Annotated in this window: 12 protein-coding genes; 7 read left to right on the top strand and 5 right to left on the bottom strand. The window is 42.0% G+C overall.

All coding sequences use genetic code 11. The features are described 5' to 3' along the window. The first annotated feature begins 41 nt into the window (after positions 1 to 41). From pyk to SAPGRDRAFT_RS06175, 3 genes are read left to right on the top strand one after another with little or no spacing between them, the layout of a single operon-like run. The gene (gene pyk / locus SAPGRDRAFT_RS06165; RefSeq protein ID WP_002658050.1) at positions 42 to 1,475 is read left to right on the top strand and encodes a pyruvate kinase; all 1,434 of its coding nucleotides are present in this window, start codon (positions 42 to 44) and stop codon (positions 1,473 to 1,475) included. A gap of 32 nt (positions 1,476 to 1,507) precedes the next feature. Beyond that, the gene (locus SAPGRDRAFT_RS06170; protein WP_002658052.1) at positions 1,508 to 3,199 is read left to right on the top strand and encodes a DUF262 domain-containing protein; all 1,692 of its coding nucleotides are present in this window, start codon (positions 1,508 to 1,510) and stop codon (positions 3,197 to 3,199) included. A gap of 11 nt (positions 3,200 to 3,210) precedes the next feature. Continuing rightward, positions 3,211 to 4,722, top strand: coding sequence for an AAA family ATPase (locus SAPGRDRAFT_RS06175; protein WP_002658053.1), 1,512 nt, complete (start codon positions 3,211 to 3,213; stop codon positions 4,720 to 4,722). 67 nt (positions 4,723 to 4,789) lie between these two features. On the opposite strand, the gene SAPGRDRAFT_RS06180 is transcribed toward SAPGRDRAFT_RS06175, so the two are convergent. The 3 genes from SAPGRDRAFT_RS06180 to trhO all read right to left on the bottom strand — a co-directional run bounded on the left by SAPGRDRAFT_RS06180 (position 4,790) and on the right by trhO (position 6,770). Continuing rightward, positions 4,790 to 5,239, bottom strand: coding sequence for an FKBP-type peptidyl-prolyl cis-trans isomerase (locus SAPGRDRAFT_RS06180; protein ID WP_002658055.1), 450 nt, complete (start codon positions 5,237 to 5,239; stop codon positions 4,790 to 4,792). 30 nt (positions 5,240 to 5,269) lie between these two features. Next, on the bottom strand, positions 5,270 to 5,770 hold the full coding sequence (locus SAPGRDRAFT_RS06185; protein WP_002658056.1) for a hypothetical protein: 501 nt from the start codon (positions 5,768 to 5,770) through the stop codon (positions 5,270 to 5,272). 88 nt (positions 5,771 to 5,858) lie between these two features. Further along, on the bottom strand, positions 5,859 to 6,770 hold the full coding sequence (gene trhO, locus SAPGRDRAFT_RS06190) for an oxygen-dependent tRNA uridine(34) hydroxylase TrhO (protein ID WP_002658058.1): 912 nt from the start codon (positions 6,768 to 6,770) through the stop codon (positions 5,859 to 5,861). 486 nt (positions 6,771 to 7,256) lie between these two features. Here trhO and SAPGRDRAFT_RS06200 point away from each other — a divergent pair, with 486 nt between their 5' ends. After that, complete coding sequence (locus SAPGRDRAFT_RS06200; protein WP_002658060.1) at positions 7,257 to 7,574, top strand: WYL domain-containing protein; 318 nt, start codon at positions 7,257 to 7,259, stop codon at positions 7,572 to 7,574. A gap of 85 nt (positions 7,575 to 7,659) precedes the next feature. On the opposite strand, the gene SAPGRDRAFT_RS06205 is transcribed toward SAPGRDRAFT_RS06200, so the two are convergent. Together SAPGRDRAFT_RS06205 and SAPGRDRAFT_RS06210 are read right to left on the bottom strand one after the other, a co-directional pair. After that, the gene (locus SAPGRDRAFT_RS06205; RefSeq protein WP_002658062.1) at positions 7,660 to 10,845 is read right to left on the bottom strand and encodes an Eco57I restriction-modification methylase domain-containing protein; all 3,186 of its coding nucleotides are present in this window, start codon (positions 10,843 to 10,845) and stop codon (positions 7,660 to 7,662) included. A gap of 17 nt (positions 10,846 to 10,862) precedes the next feature. Continuing rightward, positions 10,863 to 11,678 carry an IS5 family transposase gene (locus SAPGRDRAFT_RS06210; RefSeq protein ID WP_002657728.1) on the bottom strand — a complete coding sequence of 272 codons (816 nt, stop codon included), beginning with the start codon at positions 11,676 to 11,678 and terminating at the stop codon, positions 10,863 to 10,865. A 483-nt stretch (positions 11,679 to 12,161) separates the two neighbouring features. On the opposite strand from SAPGRDRAFT_RS06210, the gene SAPGRDRAFT_RS06220 reads away from it, so the two are divergent. From SAPGRDRAFT_RS06220 to SAPGRDRAFT_RS06235, 3 genes are all read left to right on the top strand, one after another. Further along, a complete protein-coding gene (locus SAPGRDRAFT_RS06220) occupies positions 12,162 to 14,276 on the top strand; it encodes a 3-hydroxyacyl-CoA dehydrogenase NAD-binding domain-containing protein (RefSeq protein WP_002658066.1) in 2,115 nt (704 codons plus the stop codon). Positions 14,277 to 14,294: 18 nt separating this feature from the next. Beyond that, positions 14,295 to 16,394, top strand: coding sequence for an ABC transporter permease subunit (locus tag SAPGRDRAFT_RS06225; protein WP_002658068.1), 2,100 nt, complete (start codon positions 14,295 to 14,297; stop codon positions 16,392 to 16,394). A gap of 439 nt (positions 16,395 to 16,833) precedes the next feature. Next, the gene (locus SAPGRDRAFT_RS06235; RefSeq protein WP_002658069.1) at positions 16,834 to 17,376 is read left to right on the top strand and encodes a TlpA family protein disulfide reductase; all 543 of its coding nucleotides are present in this window, start codon (positions 16,834 to 16,836) and stop codon (positions 17,374 to 17,376) included. The last annotated feature ends 42 nt before the right edge of the window (positions 17,377 to 17,418 follow it).

Below are 17,418 nucleotides of genomic sequence, written 5' to 3' on the forward strand. Positions count from 1 at the left end.
GCCCCAAAAATAAACAGCAGAACAATAAAAAAAACCATTTTATGGAAATTTCTAAGTTTCAGAAGACCAAGATTTTGGCCACTATTGGCCCGGCCTCCAATGATTATCAGAGCCTATTGGGTTTGGTCAAAGCGGGTGTGGATGCCATTCGGCTAAATTTTTCGCATGGGCAGCATGAGGACCATAAAAAGGTCTTTGACTATGTGCAATATATTAACAAAAAATACGGGACCAACATTAGTCTTTTGGCCGATTTGCAGGGGCCCAAACTGCGTGTAGGCCAGATGGAAAACGGTAAAATTCCTTTGAGTAAGGGGCAGATTTTGACCTTTACGGCTGAGGAGTGCCTAGGCAGCGCCGAGAAGGTGTATATGAGCTATACCGACTTTGCCAAGGATGTGAAAGTGGGGGAAAAAGTGCTGGTAGATGATGGAAAAGTGGAGTTGCTCGTCAAGAGTAGCAATGGCAAAGATGAGGTCCAATTGGAGGTCTTATATGGCGACTTTCTGTCTTCTCGGAAGGGGGTAAATTTGCCGGACACCAATATCTCGCAGCCTTCTTTGACCGAAAAGGACCTACGTGATTTGGACTTTATTTTGGGTTTGCCCTTTAACTGGATAGCCCTTTCCTTTGTGCGTAAGGCCCAAGATATTGAGGATTTGCGCAAGCGGCTCAAAAAGGCCAATCATCCGGGGCGGATCATTGCCAAAATTGAAAAGCCCGATGCCATTACCAACATTGACGAAATCATTGCGGCCTCGGATGGGGTTATGGTGGCTCGGGGTGATTTAGGCGTAGAAGTGCCTATGGAGCGTCTGCCGATGTTGCAAAAAATGATCATTCGCAAATGTATTGAGCAGGCTTGTCCCGTTATTGTGGCCACCCAGATGATGGACAGTATGATCAAGAGCCCCACTCCTACTCGGGCCGAAATCATTGATGTGGCCAATGCCGTTTTGGATGGGGCCGACACCGTGATGTTGAGTAATGAGACCGCTATGGGCCTACATCCTGCCAAGGTGGTAGAGGCGATGAATAGAATTATTGCTGAGGCCGAGCAAATGCCCACGGTTTATAATAGAGAGCTCACCCCTTCTGATGATTCGGAGTCCTTTTTATCTGATGCGATTTGCTACAATGCTTGTAGAATTGCCAAGCAGGTCAAGGCCAAAATGATTATTGGCATGACCAAATCGGGTTATACGGGTTTTATGGTGTCTAGCTATCGGCCAGAAGCCGATGTGGTGGTCTTCTCTTCGGATGAGCATTTGATTAAGACCCTCAACTTGGTTTGGGGCACTCGCTGCTACTATTATGATAAGTTTACCAGCACCGATGATACGATTCAAGATGTAACAAACATTCTCAAGGAAAAAGGCCTGCTCGAGGCTGGAGATGTGATTATCAATACGGGCTCTATGCCGCTACATGAGCGGAAAAAGACCAATATGTTGAAAGTGACTTTGGTGCAGTAAAAGTAAATAATTAACCCTTTAAATAAATAATTATGGCAAACTTAAGTGCGGAGAGTAAATCGCTTAATGAAGTATTTGGACTTACTTACAAATACGTTATTCCTGCTTACCAAAGGGACTATCAATGGGATTACGATCGTTGCTACACATTATATAATGACTTGATAGAAGCCTATTATAAAAGTAAGGATGATTCTGAAGCGCCAAATTACTTTATTGGAAATATAGTTCTTTCAAAAGATAAGTCTCATAAAGGTTTATATAGAATAATTGATGGTCAACAAAGAATGACAACTATTCTTTTAATGGTGAAATCTATCTATGTTTTAGATCAAGAACTTGAAGGCTTAAAAGACTTTTATTTGGTCAATGCTGGAGGCCTTAAAAAAAATAAAAAGGCTCCTCGCTTCACTTATGAAGCAAATCAGAATCAAAGCCTTTTATATGATGTACTAGAATCTAATGCTACAGATTTTAAAGCTCGTTATGAAGAATGTATAGATGGAAGTAAAAACTCAAGAGAACGAACAAACAACCTAGAACAAAGGTGTACTAATATTTTTGAAAAAAATTGTTTTCTATTCTATAGTTGGTTTTCTTTCTTAAAAGAAGAGAAAAAAGAAGACTTATCTGAAGTAACTAATTTCATTGTAGATCAAGTCATTCTTCTACCTATTTACGTAGACGACAAGGATGCCGAGGATGCAGAACAAAGTGCTATAACCATCTTTGAAACGATTAATAATAGAGGTATGAGTCTGCGTGATGCAGATATCTTTCATGCCAAGTTATATGAAAAGGCAAAAAAAATAGGCGAAGAAGATGACTATATGGCAAGATGGGAGAATCTAAAACAAGACTGTGAAGAACTTGATATAACTATTGATGACCTTTTTAGATACTACAGTCAAGTCATTCGAGGAAAAGCAAACAATTTTGGTTCAGAAACAGGGCTACGAGACTTTTTCATAAAAACAAAAAATTCCCCTTTATATAAGACCCCTTACTCAGAAACTGTTGATGCCCTAGAGAAAATTGTTCAGATTATTTTTGCTCTCAATAAAGCAACGACCCTTGCTGATTCCAGTATAACTCCTTGGCTACAAATAATTGGAGAGTATAGTAACAAATACCCTCAAAATGCTATTGTTGTTTACTGCTATACCTACGACCTAAAAGATTCTAAAACAATGAGCGATAATGAGAACTTTAAACTCTTTTTACAGGAGCTCATTCGTCGAGTGTTTCGATATGGTCCTAGCTCAAGTGTAAAACGTGAAATTTATAAAATCGTAGCCACTATTGCTAATGGGAAAAAGCTAGATTACTATTCTGGAGGCACTTTAGAAAAAGAGGAATTGTTATATCAAGGGAAGTTTTCTAAAACATGGGCCCTTTTAGCCTACTACCTTAACAGTAATAACAGCCTAGTCTTAGAGTATAAACTCGAAAGTATTATTGGTAATAAAGATGTGGGATCAAATGGCTGGACTTCTGAGGATGTCCAAGCTGCCAAGGACACTATTGGTAACTATGTTCTAATTACAGGGTCAAGAAGCTATGCTAACTTCGAAACAAAGTCTAAACGATATTTGAATAAGAAAAACCTCCCCCAAGAGACCCTAGAAGTTTTTCAAAAACCTCTTTTTAAGAAAAAAGACTTAGAGCAAAGAGATCAAGAACTAAAAACAAGAATCATCAACTTTTATACTAAGCCAAAATAGACCAACACAGCATGTCAACGAATAACTACATATCAAAGATAAAAATATGCAACTTTAAGGGGTATAAGGAAAATCCCGAAGACGACAATTATTTCACTTTAGCAATCCCCTATGATGAAAAACCCCACGCACTCATTTACGGAGCTAATGGAGCGGGAAAAAGCTCTCTTTATCAAGCAATTAACTACTTCTTCAACTATCAGTCTTTAGCTGACCTATACATGGCCAACCAGCCTTCTTTTTCTGAGGAAGAAAAAGAAGCAAGAGACGAAGAGTTTCGACGCAACTTAGTTAATTCAGCTAGTGATAGTACAGAGTTCAACATAGTACTTAATGACACGATTGAAAATGCTCATGAATTAGACATTCAAGCATTTTGTTTTGCTCCTTTTGACTTTGAGCTATTTGATTATATTGCCTTCACAGATTTTGTACAACAGAGCTACCTTCCTCATGATAATGATTTAGATGAATTTTCAAAGGAGCATGCTCCCACTGTTGCAGAAAAAGTAACAGAAGTCCTAAATAATCAGTTTCAAGAAAAATCATTAAGTATCAGCTTCAACATTGAGGGAGATTACAACCTAATCGTTAAAGACGCTGATCGATTTCCAAGTGGTATAACCAAAGATTTTAAAAACTTTCTTAACGAAGGGAAGCTTAATTTGATTAAGACGCTCTGCATGTTTGAGATTTTTAAAATTTTAAAAAGCAGAGAGAAAACCAACCTCATTGTCCTTGATGATTTTGTTTCTAGTCTTGACGACATTAACAGAACTGAGTTGCTTCGGTATTTATTTGAACAGGTTCTTGAAGGTAGCCCCGTGATACGTTATCAACTTATTATCCTTACTCATCACACTCACTTCTATAATCGAATCAAATTTGCCATCAGTGAGACTTATCCAGAGCATAAATCGAAATGGTCTTTTTTTAGATTATATGAACACGATAACTACATTAACGCCTTTTCAGAGGACACTATAGATTTTAATAAAGAATTCAACGAATTAAATAAGCGCTTAGAGAGTCAAGATGCTAATCAATGTCTACCGTCTATTGGAAATGATATTCGAAAACTATCAGAAATAATGGGCTACTTGGTGGCTGAAACGCTTCAGTTATCCCCAAAAACATCAATAGAAGATATACTACAGCTAAGTAATATTGGTAAAAACCCTTTTTATTTCAAAAGAGAAAGAGTAAACAAAAAAATAGTAACAAAATTAGCTGTACACTTACTAGAAGACATAAAAGAGCTACTAGAAGACTCAAATCAAAATGAGCTAAAAACTCAACTAGAAGCTAAAATAGCTGAATATCAATCAACAGAAAATCTAGAAATAATAGATACTATATTGCAGCAATTTAGACTCATAAAGCTATACAGAAAAGCCGCGCTCCATTCATTATCTCATGGTCAAGTAGAAGAAGTTAACTATAGTGTATCTAATCTAAAAGCCTCTATAAAAATTTTGAAGGAAGTTAACATTCTTAGAAAAAAGGTAAATAAAAGCAACTAAACAACCCCAAAACGGCCAGCACGCAAATTTGCGTACTGGCCGTTTTCTTTTCCTGCTCTAGCTGTTCCTACTGCACCTCAATCACTTCCACATCAAAAATGAGGACGCTATTGGCGGGAATGCTACTTGTGCCCGTAGCTCCATAGCCCAAAGCCGAGGGAATCAGCAATTTGCCACTGCCGCCTTCCTTAAATTTGGGAATCCCCAGCTGCCAGCCCTTGATCACATTGGCTAGGGGAAAAGTAGCGGGAGTACCCCGATCTATAGAAGAGTCAAATTTGTCTCCATTGAGCAAAAAGCCCTCATAATGCACCTTAACATCATCGGCAATAGTGGCGGTATCTCCAGTTCCCTCTACCTCAATGACATAAAAGAGGCCATCCTCCCCTTCTTGGGCATTCAGATTATTATCTTCAATGTAGTCGAGGATCTTCTCCCGGTCTTTCTCCGATTGCTTTTCGCAGGAGGTCAAAAAAGGAAGGGCCAAAAGACAAAAGATAAAAAATTTGTAGTTCATAAGTCGTTCTATTTTTTGAAAAGATGCAATTTACTGCCAAGTGGTGGGCAAAATATAGCGGATGGTCAAGGCGCCACGCAATAAAGAGCTGCGGGGGCTCCCCAAAACAGGCTTCCAATCTAAAGCAATATTAACGGGCGTAAAATTAAAGGTATACTCCGCCCCCAAGGCAATGGCCAAACCCGCCCCAAAGCGTCGTTTTTCGCCCACCGGGGTATAAACCCCCATATGCAAGCCCGCAGCCCCATAAGCCGAGAAGTTGGTGTTAAAACCAATATCTCGATGATAGTACCACATTCCCTCTACCACATAACCATTGGTAAAAGAGCGGCGACGCTCATCGATATGTACCCCCACCAAAACCTCCCAAGCCATTTGAGGCGAGGGATAATAGGAAAAGAATTCTTTATAACTGAGCTGAAAAGAGGTCCCTCCACGCAAACCAATAGCCTGATCGTAATGCTGGGCCGACAAGCTAGAGAAGCCCATGAATAAACAAAAACAGATAGATAGAAATCGAGCAACTGACATAAGTAGAGTTTGATGGTGTTTTCCAAAAAAAGCAATAGTCGCAAAACGACAAAACGCTTGCGACTATTTTATACAGACTGCTTTTCCTCTATGCTTCACAAAGTTGCTTTCTATAAAAGCCCTTTTCATTGTAGGGCCTAGCAAAGTCAGATGCTTTACATTGAATCGAACAGGCTCCCGCCAATTCTTGGCTACAGGCTTCACACTGTACAATATGATCATTGCAATGTGAGTTGCAGCAGTTAACCATTCTCGTGGTCTTTTTGCCACAGTTGTAGCAACGGCTAATCACCGAAGGATTTACCGTATTGACAGGTACATGCACTCGGCCATCAAAAACATAACAATCGCCCTCAAAATCTTCTCCTCCAACCTCTTTGCCATAGTTAATGATGCCCCCATGTAGCTGGTAAACCTCCTCAAAACCCTGCTGGATCAAATAAGCCGAGGCTTTTTCGCATTTGATGCCGCCCGTGCAATAGGTCAATACTTTTTTATCTTTCAAATGGTCCATTTCCTTGATCTTCTCCGGAAACTCCCGAAAGTTGTCAATGTCCATCGTAATCGCCCCCTTAAAACGCCCCAGCTTATGCTCATAATTAGATCGCATATCAATCACCACCACATCTTCTTGGTCCTTTAGGGCCTTAAACTCTGCTGGCTGCAAATGCTTGCCGGTCTCTTTTGTTGGGTCTACGCTATCATAAAGGCCAGAGTTTACAATTTCTGGCTTGTAGCGAACGTGCATCTTAACAAAAGAAAGCTCCTCCACCTCGTCAATTTTCCAATGAATGCCCTGCAGACGCGGATCAGATGCTACATAATCCATATATGCCTGGCATTGCTCTGGCGTTCCCGAGATCGTTCCATTCAATCCCTCATTGGCAATAATAATGCGGCCAAAAATGCCTAAATCCTTACAAAATTCCAGATGTTTAGGCGCCATTTCTTCCGCATCTTCTAGATGGGCGTACTTGTAGTACAACAAAGTTTGATACATGATTGTCAGTGTTATATTATGCAAAAATATAAGACTGCAAAGATAAAGGATTTTTTTGTCTTTTTTTATTGCTGCTGTTTTTCTTCTGCTGTTTTTGGGGCTGCCCCTCCCTACGGTCGGGTCGGGCTGTGTCAGGGCTCGCAGGTCTGCTCGGCCCTGCAGTTTTTTTCGCTTCGCTTCAAAAAACTTGGGTCTGGCCCTGCGGGCCACCCTTATCCATCCCTCAGCCGAGGCTGCGGCCTGGCTGTAGCGCAAGGCCTTTTACTCTTCTCGAGAAAGGGGCTGCACCGCCAAAAAGCGATATAAATGCAGCAAAAGCAGGCTCGAAAATAGCCCCAAAAATGGCCGCAAAAAAAATTAAAAATAATTTGCAACTCCCTGATAAACAAGCTAATAAAATGCAAGTAATTTAAGCAAAAAAGTAACAAAATGCAATTCTGTACGTATAATAATTATACATTGTTCACAACAAAACAGGCTAATCTTATGAAATCGAACAGCGCATTGCATCTCAATCTACACCACGCTATTGCTCAACAACTTTTAGTGGCTTTTCGCTACAAGGACCAAGACGATTGGCGGGTGGTAGAACCTTTTTGTTTGGGCCTTAGCTCGGCCAATAATTGGAGCCTAAGAGCTTTTCAACGCTCGGGACCCGCTGGCTCCAAAACCGACTGGAAACTTTTCAATTTGGATAAGGCCCAGGACCTTCGGGTACTTAGCCAGCAATTCACTGCCGATTTGCGCAAAAAATATCGCATTGGCGATAAGCATATGCAAACCATTTTCCGACAGCTTTACTAAGATTTTTTATAGATTATCCAACTTGGCCAGGGCGCTCTTGCGCCCTGGCCTTTTTTGCGGCTATAAATAGTTATCAGGAAAAATACTATAAAGCTTCCTCAACTATTGCAATCTCTTCCTCGGTTAAACCATATAACTCATAAACCATTTGGTCGATCTCATTATCTATTATGGTGATTTTGCTTTGAATAGCTTGAGCTTTTTGCTTCTGTTCCTCAAAATATTGCATCCACTCCGCTTCTTCTCCTAAGCCTAATTTTTTGTAGGCTTCACCTTTATCTTTTGCAACTTTTTTTCGGGCTTTTTCTAGTTCTTTCCAGAATTCTGCAAACTCTAATTCATTCCAATGTTGAAGCTTTTTTGACCCTAGTATTTTAAATTTAGATTCTATTAGGCAAACAAGTCTTTCTTGAATTTCAGACAAAAAGCTTTCTTCTTGTAAGATACTCTCTACACTTGTCTTCAGCTCCTTATTTTGAAAACTTTTAGGAATTGGAATATTTAAAATATATTGGCTTTTCAACCTTAAATATCCTCCCCTAGCTTTAACACAAGTAGTATTAAGAAATACCGTAATTAACTTTGAATTTAAGACTCCTAGTAAGGATTCTGAGTCAGAAGGCAACCCAAAACATGTCATATCATAGTATATTTCCTTAGCAAAGGTAAAATTGACCGATAAAGATATATCTGGATAAACAATATACTTAGCATGATAAGGAAAGTCCGTTTTTATTTGCTGAAACTCATACCAAGTTTTTGTCCCTTTCAATATACCTTTATCTATAACAGCCCTTTTAGATAACTTATCTCTATTTTCTTCTAGAAATCTATATTCTTTTTCAAAGACTTTAATATTCACTAATTCTAAATTACGACCTCCACTTGTATATGGGATTAAAATTTTATTCTTAGCTATTGCAGGTTTATATCTTTTGACCTCTCTTCCTATCAAATAGTTTTGGATTAAAGGAGAACCATCCAAAACTTTAGGTACATCATTAGAAGGAAAAATATAACTTGAATTTGACCCTGTCTTTATACCGACCTGGGGCTTTGCTACGATTTCAGATAGTGGATTAAAATTCTCTTGAATTCTTTTTAGTAAATTGAATAGCCCTTCATCTGTAGCTCCTGAAGTCCAAGAACCAAGCCTATCAAATAATTCTGATTGATTAACTTTCAAAGCACCTGAAAATAAATTATCAACCTCTCTATAATTATCATTTGAAACAACAAGAAGTAAAGTTTCTTTATTTTTAGAACCCTTCCTCTTGTTATACACAATAACTGACGGATAGGCTATAGCACCATTAAATACATCTAAATCTTGAAAATCAATAAATACAGAAATTGAAGTTTTCTTTTGTAAAAAGTCGATTAACACTTTTCCATACTTTGTTTTTGTGTATTTACTAGATACAATATACCCACATTCCCCCGAAGAGTTTAATATATTAAAAGCATGTTCAAAAAAATACACATATAAATCCGATTTTCCAGTATATACCGAGTATTTAGAATTAAATGCCTGCTTATCCTTTTCAGAAATAAATTCATTTCTAACATAAGGCGGGTTCCCGATCACCACATCAAAACCTCCTTGAGCAAAGACTTCGGGAAATTCTTTTTCCCAATTAAATGCTTTATCTCCTGCAACCTCAGGGTCATCGATTAAGGAGTTTCCACATTTAATATTGTTGTTTAAGCTAGTTAATTTCCGGCCTTTTTGAGCAGTACGCAACCAAAGCGAGAGTTTGGCAATTTCTACAGATTCATTGTTAATATCTACACCGTATAGATTTTTTTCCAAGATAGAGTTGGCCACATCCGACAGCATCAGCGTTCCTCCTAAGAGCTTATTTTGGAGTTCATCTACATAATGATGCTCTTCAATCAAAAACTCTAAAGCTTGATTTAAGAAGGCTCCACTTCCACAGGCGGGGTCACAGATAGTCAAGTCTAGCAACCAATTTCTGTAATCATCCAATTGCTTTTGTAATCGTTCAAGGGTTGCTTTTCGTCTTCCTTTTCTATTTTTCTCAAATTCAGACTCATCAAGCCCTATAGCTTTCTTTTGCTCTTCGCAAAGTGCGCCTACTGTATTATCTACTATATATTTGGTAATGTATTTGGGCGTATAAAAAACGCCATCTTTCTTACGCTTCGTCTTAGTTCTATCTATATCTTCGCCTTCTATTTCTGCGGAAATCTCCTCTATTTCATTCAAGGAGTTTTCAAAAATATGGCCTAAGATATTAACATCTACATCCGAGTCAAAGTCATAATCACTTAGCTGTTTTGTATGAAAATAAAGTAGATCATCATCTATTTTGATACTGTCTAGAAGCTCATCTGGCTTAAATAAGCCTCCGTTATACGCAAATATATCATACTGCCGTCCCTTATGCCCTTTATCTAAATAGCCAAAATACTTTTTGAACCTACTATATAATGGAAAATACGCATCTAGTTCATCTTTAAGCATTTTCCATTGATTCAATATTTCATAAGTAGAATTTGGAGGCAGCAAGAGGCGATCTTCAGCAAAGAAGATAAACAAAAAGCGATCTAAGAGCTTTTGTGTTTTTTTGAACAGCGTTAGCTTGTCATACTGGGGGTTTAACTCCACAATATTGTTAAAGAGCTTCTGTCTAAAAGTAGAGTAGTCTTTGTATAGCTTTTTAGTAATTTGTTCCTCTTCCGTCAAAGAGTCATTCTTAATTTGCTTCCCAAGATCTTTAAAGATGTTGTCCTTGGCTAAAAGCAGCCATAACAAAGCAAAACGTTCAAAGCTTAGGTCAAACAAATAGAATTCTTCAAAATCAATAGCATTATCTATATACAGACGAAGTTTCTCAAAATTTGAAGTAATAATATATGTTACTCCCTCATGATTATTTTTATATCCAAAAGCTTGGTTCTCTATTTTATTTAAATCAGTTGTCGAAGTTCCCTTTAGCTCAATAACTCCAATTGGCTTTCCTGCTGACAAAATAGCTCCATCGGCTTTTTTTGCATCTTTTACATTTTTAAGCTCTGTAGTTAAATTATAGTTAGGCTCAGGGTTAATGGTATAGCCTAATACTTTTACAAACAATTCCCGAAGAAATCCTTCTTGGAACTGTTCTTCCTTGGACTTTCTAATATTTTCTTGTCTTTCTACATTGTGGAAGTAAGTTGTAAACTTCTCATAAGCAACTTTGACTTCCTCCTTGCTTTCAATGCTTTTTAGGTACTTCTTTAGTACAGATGTTTGGAATAAGGGCATAATTTTATTGAGTTTGTTTAAAAATTTCGTTTTAGGAAAATAAGTATAAAGGCTAAATAGTGTAGACTCGCCCAGTTGTCGGCTTTTCTTTCAAAACGAATGAGTAAAATTTTGAATGCGTCAATCCATGCGTTAGTTCGCTCAACAGAAAAGCGTTCTTTGTAAAGTTCCTCATCTATAATATCTTGATAATAAGCTTTTTTTCTATTTCTTTTGTTGTGGTCAATATTAGGGATAATGCCCATTTTTTGGCAGTTTTCTCTAAGTTTTTTGCTATCAAACCCTGCATCAGCATTCATAAATAAACCATCAGGAGAGATGTCTGAAAGCTGCAGATCGGCAAGCATTTTTTGGAAATGACTCTCGATTTCAAACAAATCATTATGGTTTCCCGCAAAAGGCGGAGACATAGCGATTGGCAGCCCATTTTTATCTGTGAGAAAGAGAGCATTTGTGGTTTTGGACTTTTTTCGGCCCTGATAACCCACAGCTTCGCCCCCTCTTTTCGCTGGGGTATGACTTCCGTCAAGCTGTATACTAGATAAATCTAAACAAGATTTTTCATGGGCTAGAAATTGGATCCACACTTTTTGCCAAATACCAGACTCGGACCAGCTATTGAAGTAGTAATATACTGTTTGCCAGCAAATTAGAACTTCGTCAAAAAAAGATTGTATCGGTAATTCTCTCCACTGACAACCTGTTTTAAGCCTATAAATTATCGCTTTAACAATTTGCCACAGAGGCGCTTTGGTTTTTCGAGCCAATTTTTTTTCGGGAAAAAATGCTAATATTTTTTCCGTAATAAATTCTTTTGATAAATTCACAACCATGTTGCAAAGCCTTTTTTTGTTTTTGTCGTAATCAACAATAATAAGCGCTTTGCAGCATTTTTTTTTGCCTTAGTCTAGCTGCTGACTAAAAAATTTAAACAAGCTCATTTTAATAGTTACTATCCTAGCAGCTGAAAATACATTTTTTTTGATTCCTTAGCCTATGATTTAATTCAAAAAAATGAGCCCGCAAACCAAATTTTAAATCTTGGCCAGCCGCAGTTTCTGCGCCCTGGCCTTTTTGCGGCCTTTGGCCGCCTTTTCTGGCTGAGGGATAGTAGCGGGTGGCCCACAGGGCCAGACCCAGCTTTTGAGCATAGCGAAAAAGCGCAGGGCCGAGCGAACAGCGAGCCCGCGCATAGCCCGACCCGCCCGCAGGGCGGGGCAGCCCCAAAAAAGAAAAGCCCTTAAAGAAAATTCTAGTAGATAGGAGCATTAAAGGCTTTTTTTGCTAGTTTGCCTATTCAATTCAGAAACTAGGCTATGATATATTATAAGAAAGATAGTGAGGGGATTGTTAGCCTCACCTTAGATAAAAGCGGCGAGCGAGTCAATACGATTAACCCACAGATTGCTAAGGCTTTTTTGCCTGTATTGGAGCATCTGGAAGCGGACAAAAGCTTGAAGGGGGTGATTATCCTATCGGCCAAACGCTCTTTTTTGGCGGGTGGCGACCTCGATTTTTTGCACCGAGCCGAGGAACCCGCTAAAATCTTTGAACATACGGCCCTCTTGGGAGAGATTTACAGACGTTTTGAACGCTTGAAAGTGCCCGTGGTGGCCGCCATTAACGGCGCAGCTTTGGGCAGTGGTTTTGAGTTGGTACTGGCCTGTCATTATCGCATTGCGCTAGACCACCCCAGGACCTTATTGGGCTTACCCGAGCTATCGCTGGGGATGATTCCGGGCGGCGGGGGCATTATTCGCCTGATGTGGATGCTGGGCCTAGAAGAAGCCTATAAATTTATTAGTAACAGCCGACTCATACACGTTAAAGAGGCCTTGCAAAAAGGCATTATTGATGAGGCCGTAGAGCGGCCCGAGGAGCTTATCCGCAACGCTAAGCGCTGGATCCTCTCTTCGCCTTGTATAGAAAAACCCTGGGATGCCGAAGACCGCATTGCCAAGGAAAGTAACCCCAAACATCCAAAAACGGCCCAGCGCATTGCCAAATTGAGCACAGAGCTGATTGCCAAAACCCGAAACAACTACCCTGCCCTGCTGTCTCTACTCAACTGCATGGCCGAAGGGGCCTCTGTTGATTTTGATGCGGCCACCCGAATCAATGCCCGCTATTTTACGGCCATGATTATGAGTAAAAATTGCCGCAACCAGACCAAAGCCTTTTGGTATGATTTGAATAAAATCAAGCAAGGGATGAGTCGCCCTAAGGGCTTTGGCCGCTTTAGAGCCCGAAAGATCGGCGTGATTGGGGCTGGGCAAATGGGATCGGGCATTGCCTATGTGGCCGCTATGCAGGGCATAGAAGTATTGCTTCGAGATGTGAGCAAACGCCTAGCCGAGCAAGGAAAAAACAACGCCAGAGAGAAGCTCAGCCGCCTAGAGAAAAGTGGAAAAATGACGACAGAGCAGGCCCAGGAGATTCTGAACCGCATACAAACCACTAGTGATTTGCGGGAGATGGAAGATTGCGATTTGGTCATTGAAGCCGTCTTTGAAAATATGGCCTTAAAGCAGCGCATCATTAAAGAAGTGGAGCTGGAAATGCAGCAACACAGCTTTTTGGCCACCAATACGGCTTCCTTACAAGTGTCGGATTTGGCCCAGGCCAGCATACAGCCCGAGAATTATATTGGGATGCACTTTTTTTCGCCCCTCAATCGCATTCCCTTAGTCGAAATTATTGTGGGCAAGAAAACGGCAGATGAAACCGTAGCTCGGGCCTTCGACTTTGTATTGCAATTGCGCAAAACGCCCATTATTGTGCAGGACCGTCCCGCCTTTTTTGTATCTAGGGTGGCTAGCACCTATTTTATGGAGGGCATTTTACTGCTCAAAGAGGGGCAAGGGCCTGCGGCCATAGAAAATGCGGGCTTGCAGGCGGGTATGCCCATGGGGCCACTAGCCTTTGCCGATAATTTGGGCTTTAAGTACATTATTTCGGCAGAAGAACAGGCCGCCCAGCAGCTAGAGAGCCGCTATCAGGCCTCGCCAGCGATTGCCGTTTTGCAAGAAATGCTGGCCCAAGAGCGCTATGGCAAAGCCCGCAATGGGGGATTTTATAACTATAAAGAAGAGCCCGCCCGTTTGTGGGGGCAGCTCAAAGAGAACTTTCCCTTGGCCCAAGAACAATTGTCGCCCAAAGACTTGCAAGACCGCCTGCTTTTTATTCAGTGTCTAGAGGCCGTTCGCTGTTTAGAAGAAGGCGTCATTCAAAATAGCTATGATGCCAATTTAGGGAGTATTTACGGCTGGGGCTTTGCCCCTTTTAAGGGGGGCGTGATTCAGTTTATCAATGATTATGGTTTGCGGGAATTTGTGGCTAAGGCAGAGGTTTTGGCCCAGCGTTTTGGTCCCCGCTTCAAGCCTTCTGCCAGCTTATTAGAGATGGCCGAACAGGATACTAATTTTCTCTAAGCTCTAGTTTTTTACAGCATGTTCTTATACACGATTAAGCGGCTCTTGCTGTTTATTCCCAGCTTTTTCTTGGTCTCTTTACTGGTCTTTGGCCTGAGTCGATTAGTAGAAGGAGACCCCGTAGATATGGTCCTCAATAAGGGGGGCGAAGAAAGTCCCTTTGCCTCGGCCCAAGCCTATCGGCAGAAAGCCAGGGAGCTGGGCTTAGACCGGCCCGCCTTTTATTTTAGATTGAGCTCGCAGGCTTATCCTAAAGATTTGTATCAGTTGCAACCGCAGCAGCACAGCACCCTATTGTCTCGCTTGATGGACCAATATGGGGCGGCAGAGCATTGTATGGCTTACTACCAACAACTAAAAAATTGGGAGCAGTTATATTATGAACAAAAGGCGGCCTTTAGTTATGAAGAAAAGGGCCAATTGGATCAGCTCAAGGAGGAGCTCTGGCAGCGCTATGAAGAAAGGCCTTTAGATGTTTTGCTAGACAGTCTAGCGGCCAAAACGGCCAAGGTAGCGCCCTTGGCCTTGGGCCTAGATAGTGTTCGGCGAGCTTTGCATCAGCTGCGTAGAGAAGCTCGGCCCTATGAAACCCTGATTCCCCAGCTCTATTTTTATGGGCTCAACAATCAGTATCATGTCTGGATGTTTGGCGACTATCCTTATTTTCAGACGCCCGATAGCAGCATTCATCATCGTTTGGATAGCTGTTATGCGCAGTTGGGGCGGCTCAATTTGGTTCAGGATAGTTTGGATCGTTTGGCCCGAAGGCTACAGTTTCAGTTGGAGCAGCTCGACAGCCAGGCGCAGGCGCCTTTATTGGCCCAAATTGGGCAGTTGGAGCAGCAGCAAAAGCAGTTTAACGAAAACTATCGGCAATTGGCGGCAGAGCGAGACCGTTTGTTGCCGCTGCGGGAGGTCTATGCGAGTCGGGGCTTAATTCGGGGCGATTTGGGCATTTCTTATCAGGACCAGCAGCCTGTTTTGCAGAAGATTTGGGCGGCCTTGCGCTGGACCCTCCTCATGAATTTATTGGCCATTTTGATCTCTTATGGGGTTTCGGTGCCTTTGGGGGTAGAAATGGCCAGTTGGCGCTATCGGCCCACGGCTTATTACTCCTTTTTATCGCCTTTGCAGCTCATTTTTGGGGCACTTTTGGCCCTTTGCTTCTTTTTGCAATTGATGGAGCTGGTTTCGGGGGCGCTTTGGGCGGTCATTCCCTTGCAGCTGGCTTTTATCGGCTTAAATTACCGGGCATTTTTAAAGCAATGGGGCCGTTCTTTTGGTCCAGAAATTCGGCGTTTTGCCAAGGCCCTTCTTCGGGGGCGAATGTTGGATATTAGTGAATATAGCCTGCTCTTTCTGCAGATCGTCTACCTTTGGTTTTGGGTCCTTTTGTTTTTGAGTTGGGGCCTACAGCCGCTTTGGCTAAAGCTTGGTTTTTTGGTTTTGCCCCTCTTCTTTTTCTTGGGCCCTTGGCGGGGACAATGGCGTTTGTCTAAACAAAAAGGGCTAGAGCTGGTTGGAGACCAGAGAGATAAACTGAGTAGTAATTTTCTCTTTTTGCTTTACTCTTTGCCTTCTTTTTGGCTGGCCAGTTTGTTGGTTGTCTTTTTGACCACCGCCACCTATGGTGCGCATTACGATTGGTTTCCGACCCAGGGCTTACCCAATAGTCAAGTTTTTTCTTGGGGGCTGCTAGGCGACTACCTCTATCATTTGTTCTTGCCCATTTTTGCCATCACCTACGGCTCCTTTGCCTATCTTTCTCGGCAGATGCGTTCGGCCATGTTGCAGGTATTGGCGCAGGATTATATTCGGACCGCTAGGGCCAAGGGTTTGCGTCGGCAGGAGGTCTACTGGGGGCATGCCTTTCGCAATGCCTTATTTCCCTTGATTACCTTATTTAGTGCGGTATTTCCTCGGGCTTTGGCGGGGGCCATTGCCATAGAATTGATTTTCGACATCAATGGGATGGGGCTTTTGGTCATTGAGGCCATTCGGGCCTATGATTGGCCTTTGGTATTTGGGGTGACCTTAATGGCTGCCTTGCTCACTATTTTGGGCAATTTGGTCGCTGATTTACTTTATGCTTGGGTAGATCCTCGACTAAAGTATTAGTTTTTTGGGGGCTGCCCCTTCGCTACGCTCGGGTCGGGCTCTGTCGTGGCTCGCAGGTCTGCTCGGCCCTTCGGCGCTTGCAGCGCCTTGGTCTGCGGCTGCGCCGCACCACTATCCATCCCTCAGCCGATGCGCTGGGCTGCGCCCAGCGCAAAGCGGTCTCGCTTCGCGAGCGTTGTTTTATTGTTTTGGACCAAGAAGCGAGCGCAGCGAGCTGGCTGAGGGATAGTAGGGGGTGGCCGAAGGCCAGACCTAGGGCTTTTGAAGCGCAGCGAAAAAGCCCGCAGGGCCGAGCGAACAGCGAGCCCCCGCATAGCCCGACCCGGCCAAAGGCCGGGGCAGCCCCAAAAAAGCAATCAGAACGGAAAAGAGAACAACCTAAATCACGCTTTATTCTATTTGGAAAGCTTAATTTTGCCCCTCATCAAAATAGATTGCCATGAATATTAAATTATCAGAGCTTATTATCATCCCCATTGTAATTGCCCTTGTTTGGGTGGGCTTTCGTTGGTATCGTCAGCCGGGAGTGACCTCTGGAACGCCTGCCCCAGAGTTTGCGGGCCAATTGGCCAGTGGCGACAGTCTGCGCCTATCTGATTTGCGGGGGCAATGGGTTTTATTAGACTTTTGGGGGAGCTGGTGTGCGCCTTGCCGCCAATCTAATCCGCAATTGCGCCGCCTTTATGACAGATATCATGGGGCCAAATTTACCAAAGGGGAGGACTTTACGATTTTGAGCGTGGGCATTGAGAGCAGTAAAGAAGCTTGGTTGGCCGCCATAGAAAAAGATGGTTTAATTTGGCCCCATCATGTGTCGGACCTCAGTAGATTTAATGACCATGTGGCCGCCCTTTATGGGATCAAGGAAGTGCCCACCACCATTTTGGTCAATCCTGATGGCCACATCTTGGGGATCAATATGGACTATGACAATGTGAATGCCCAGCTCTCTCGTTTTTTGCTAAAAGAAGAGGTTCAGTAGTGACCAAAATTACAAAATGGCCTCTATAGGAAGAATAACGCT

It is taken from the genome of Saprospira grandis DSM 2844, assembly GCF_000275825.1.
Taxonomy (GTDB): Bacteria; Bacteroidota; Bacteroidia; order Chitinophagales; family Saprospiraceae; genus Saprospira; species Saprospira grandis_A.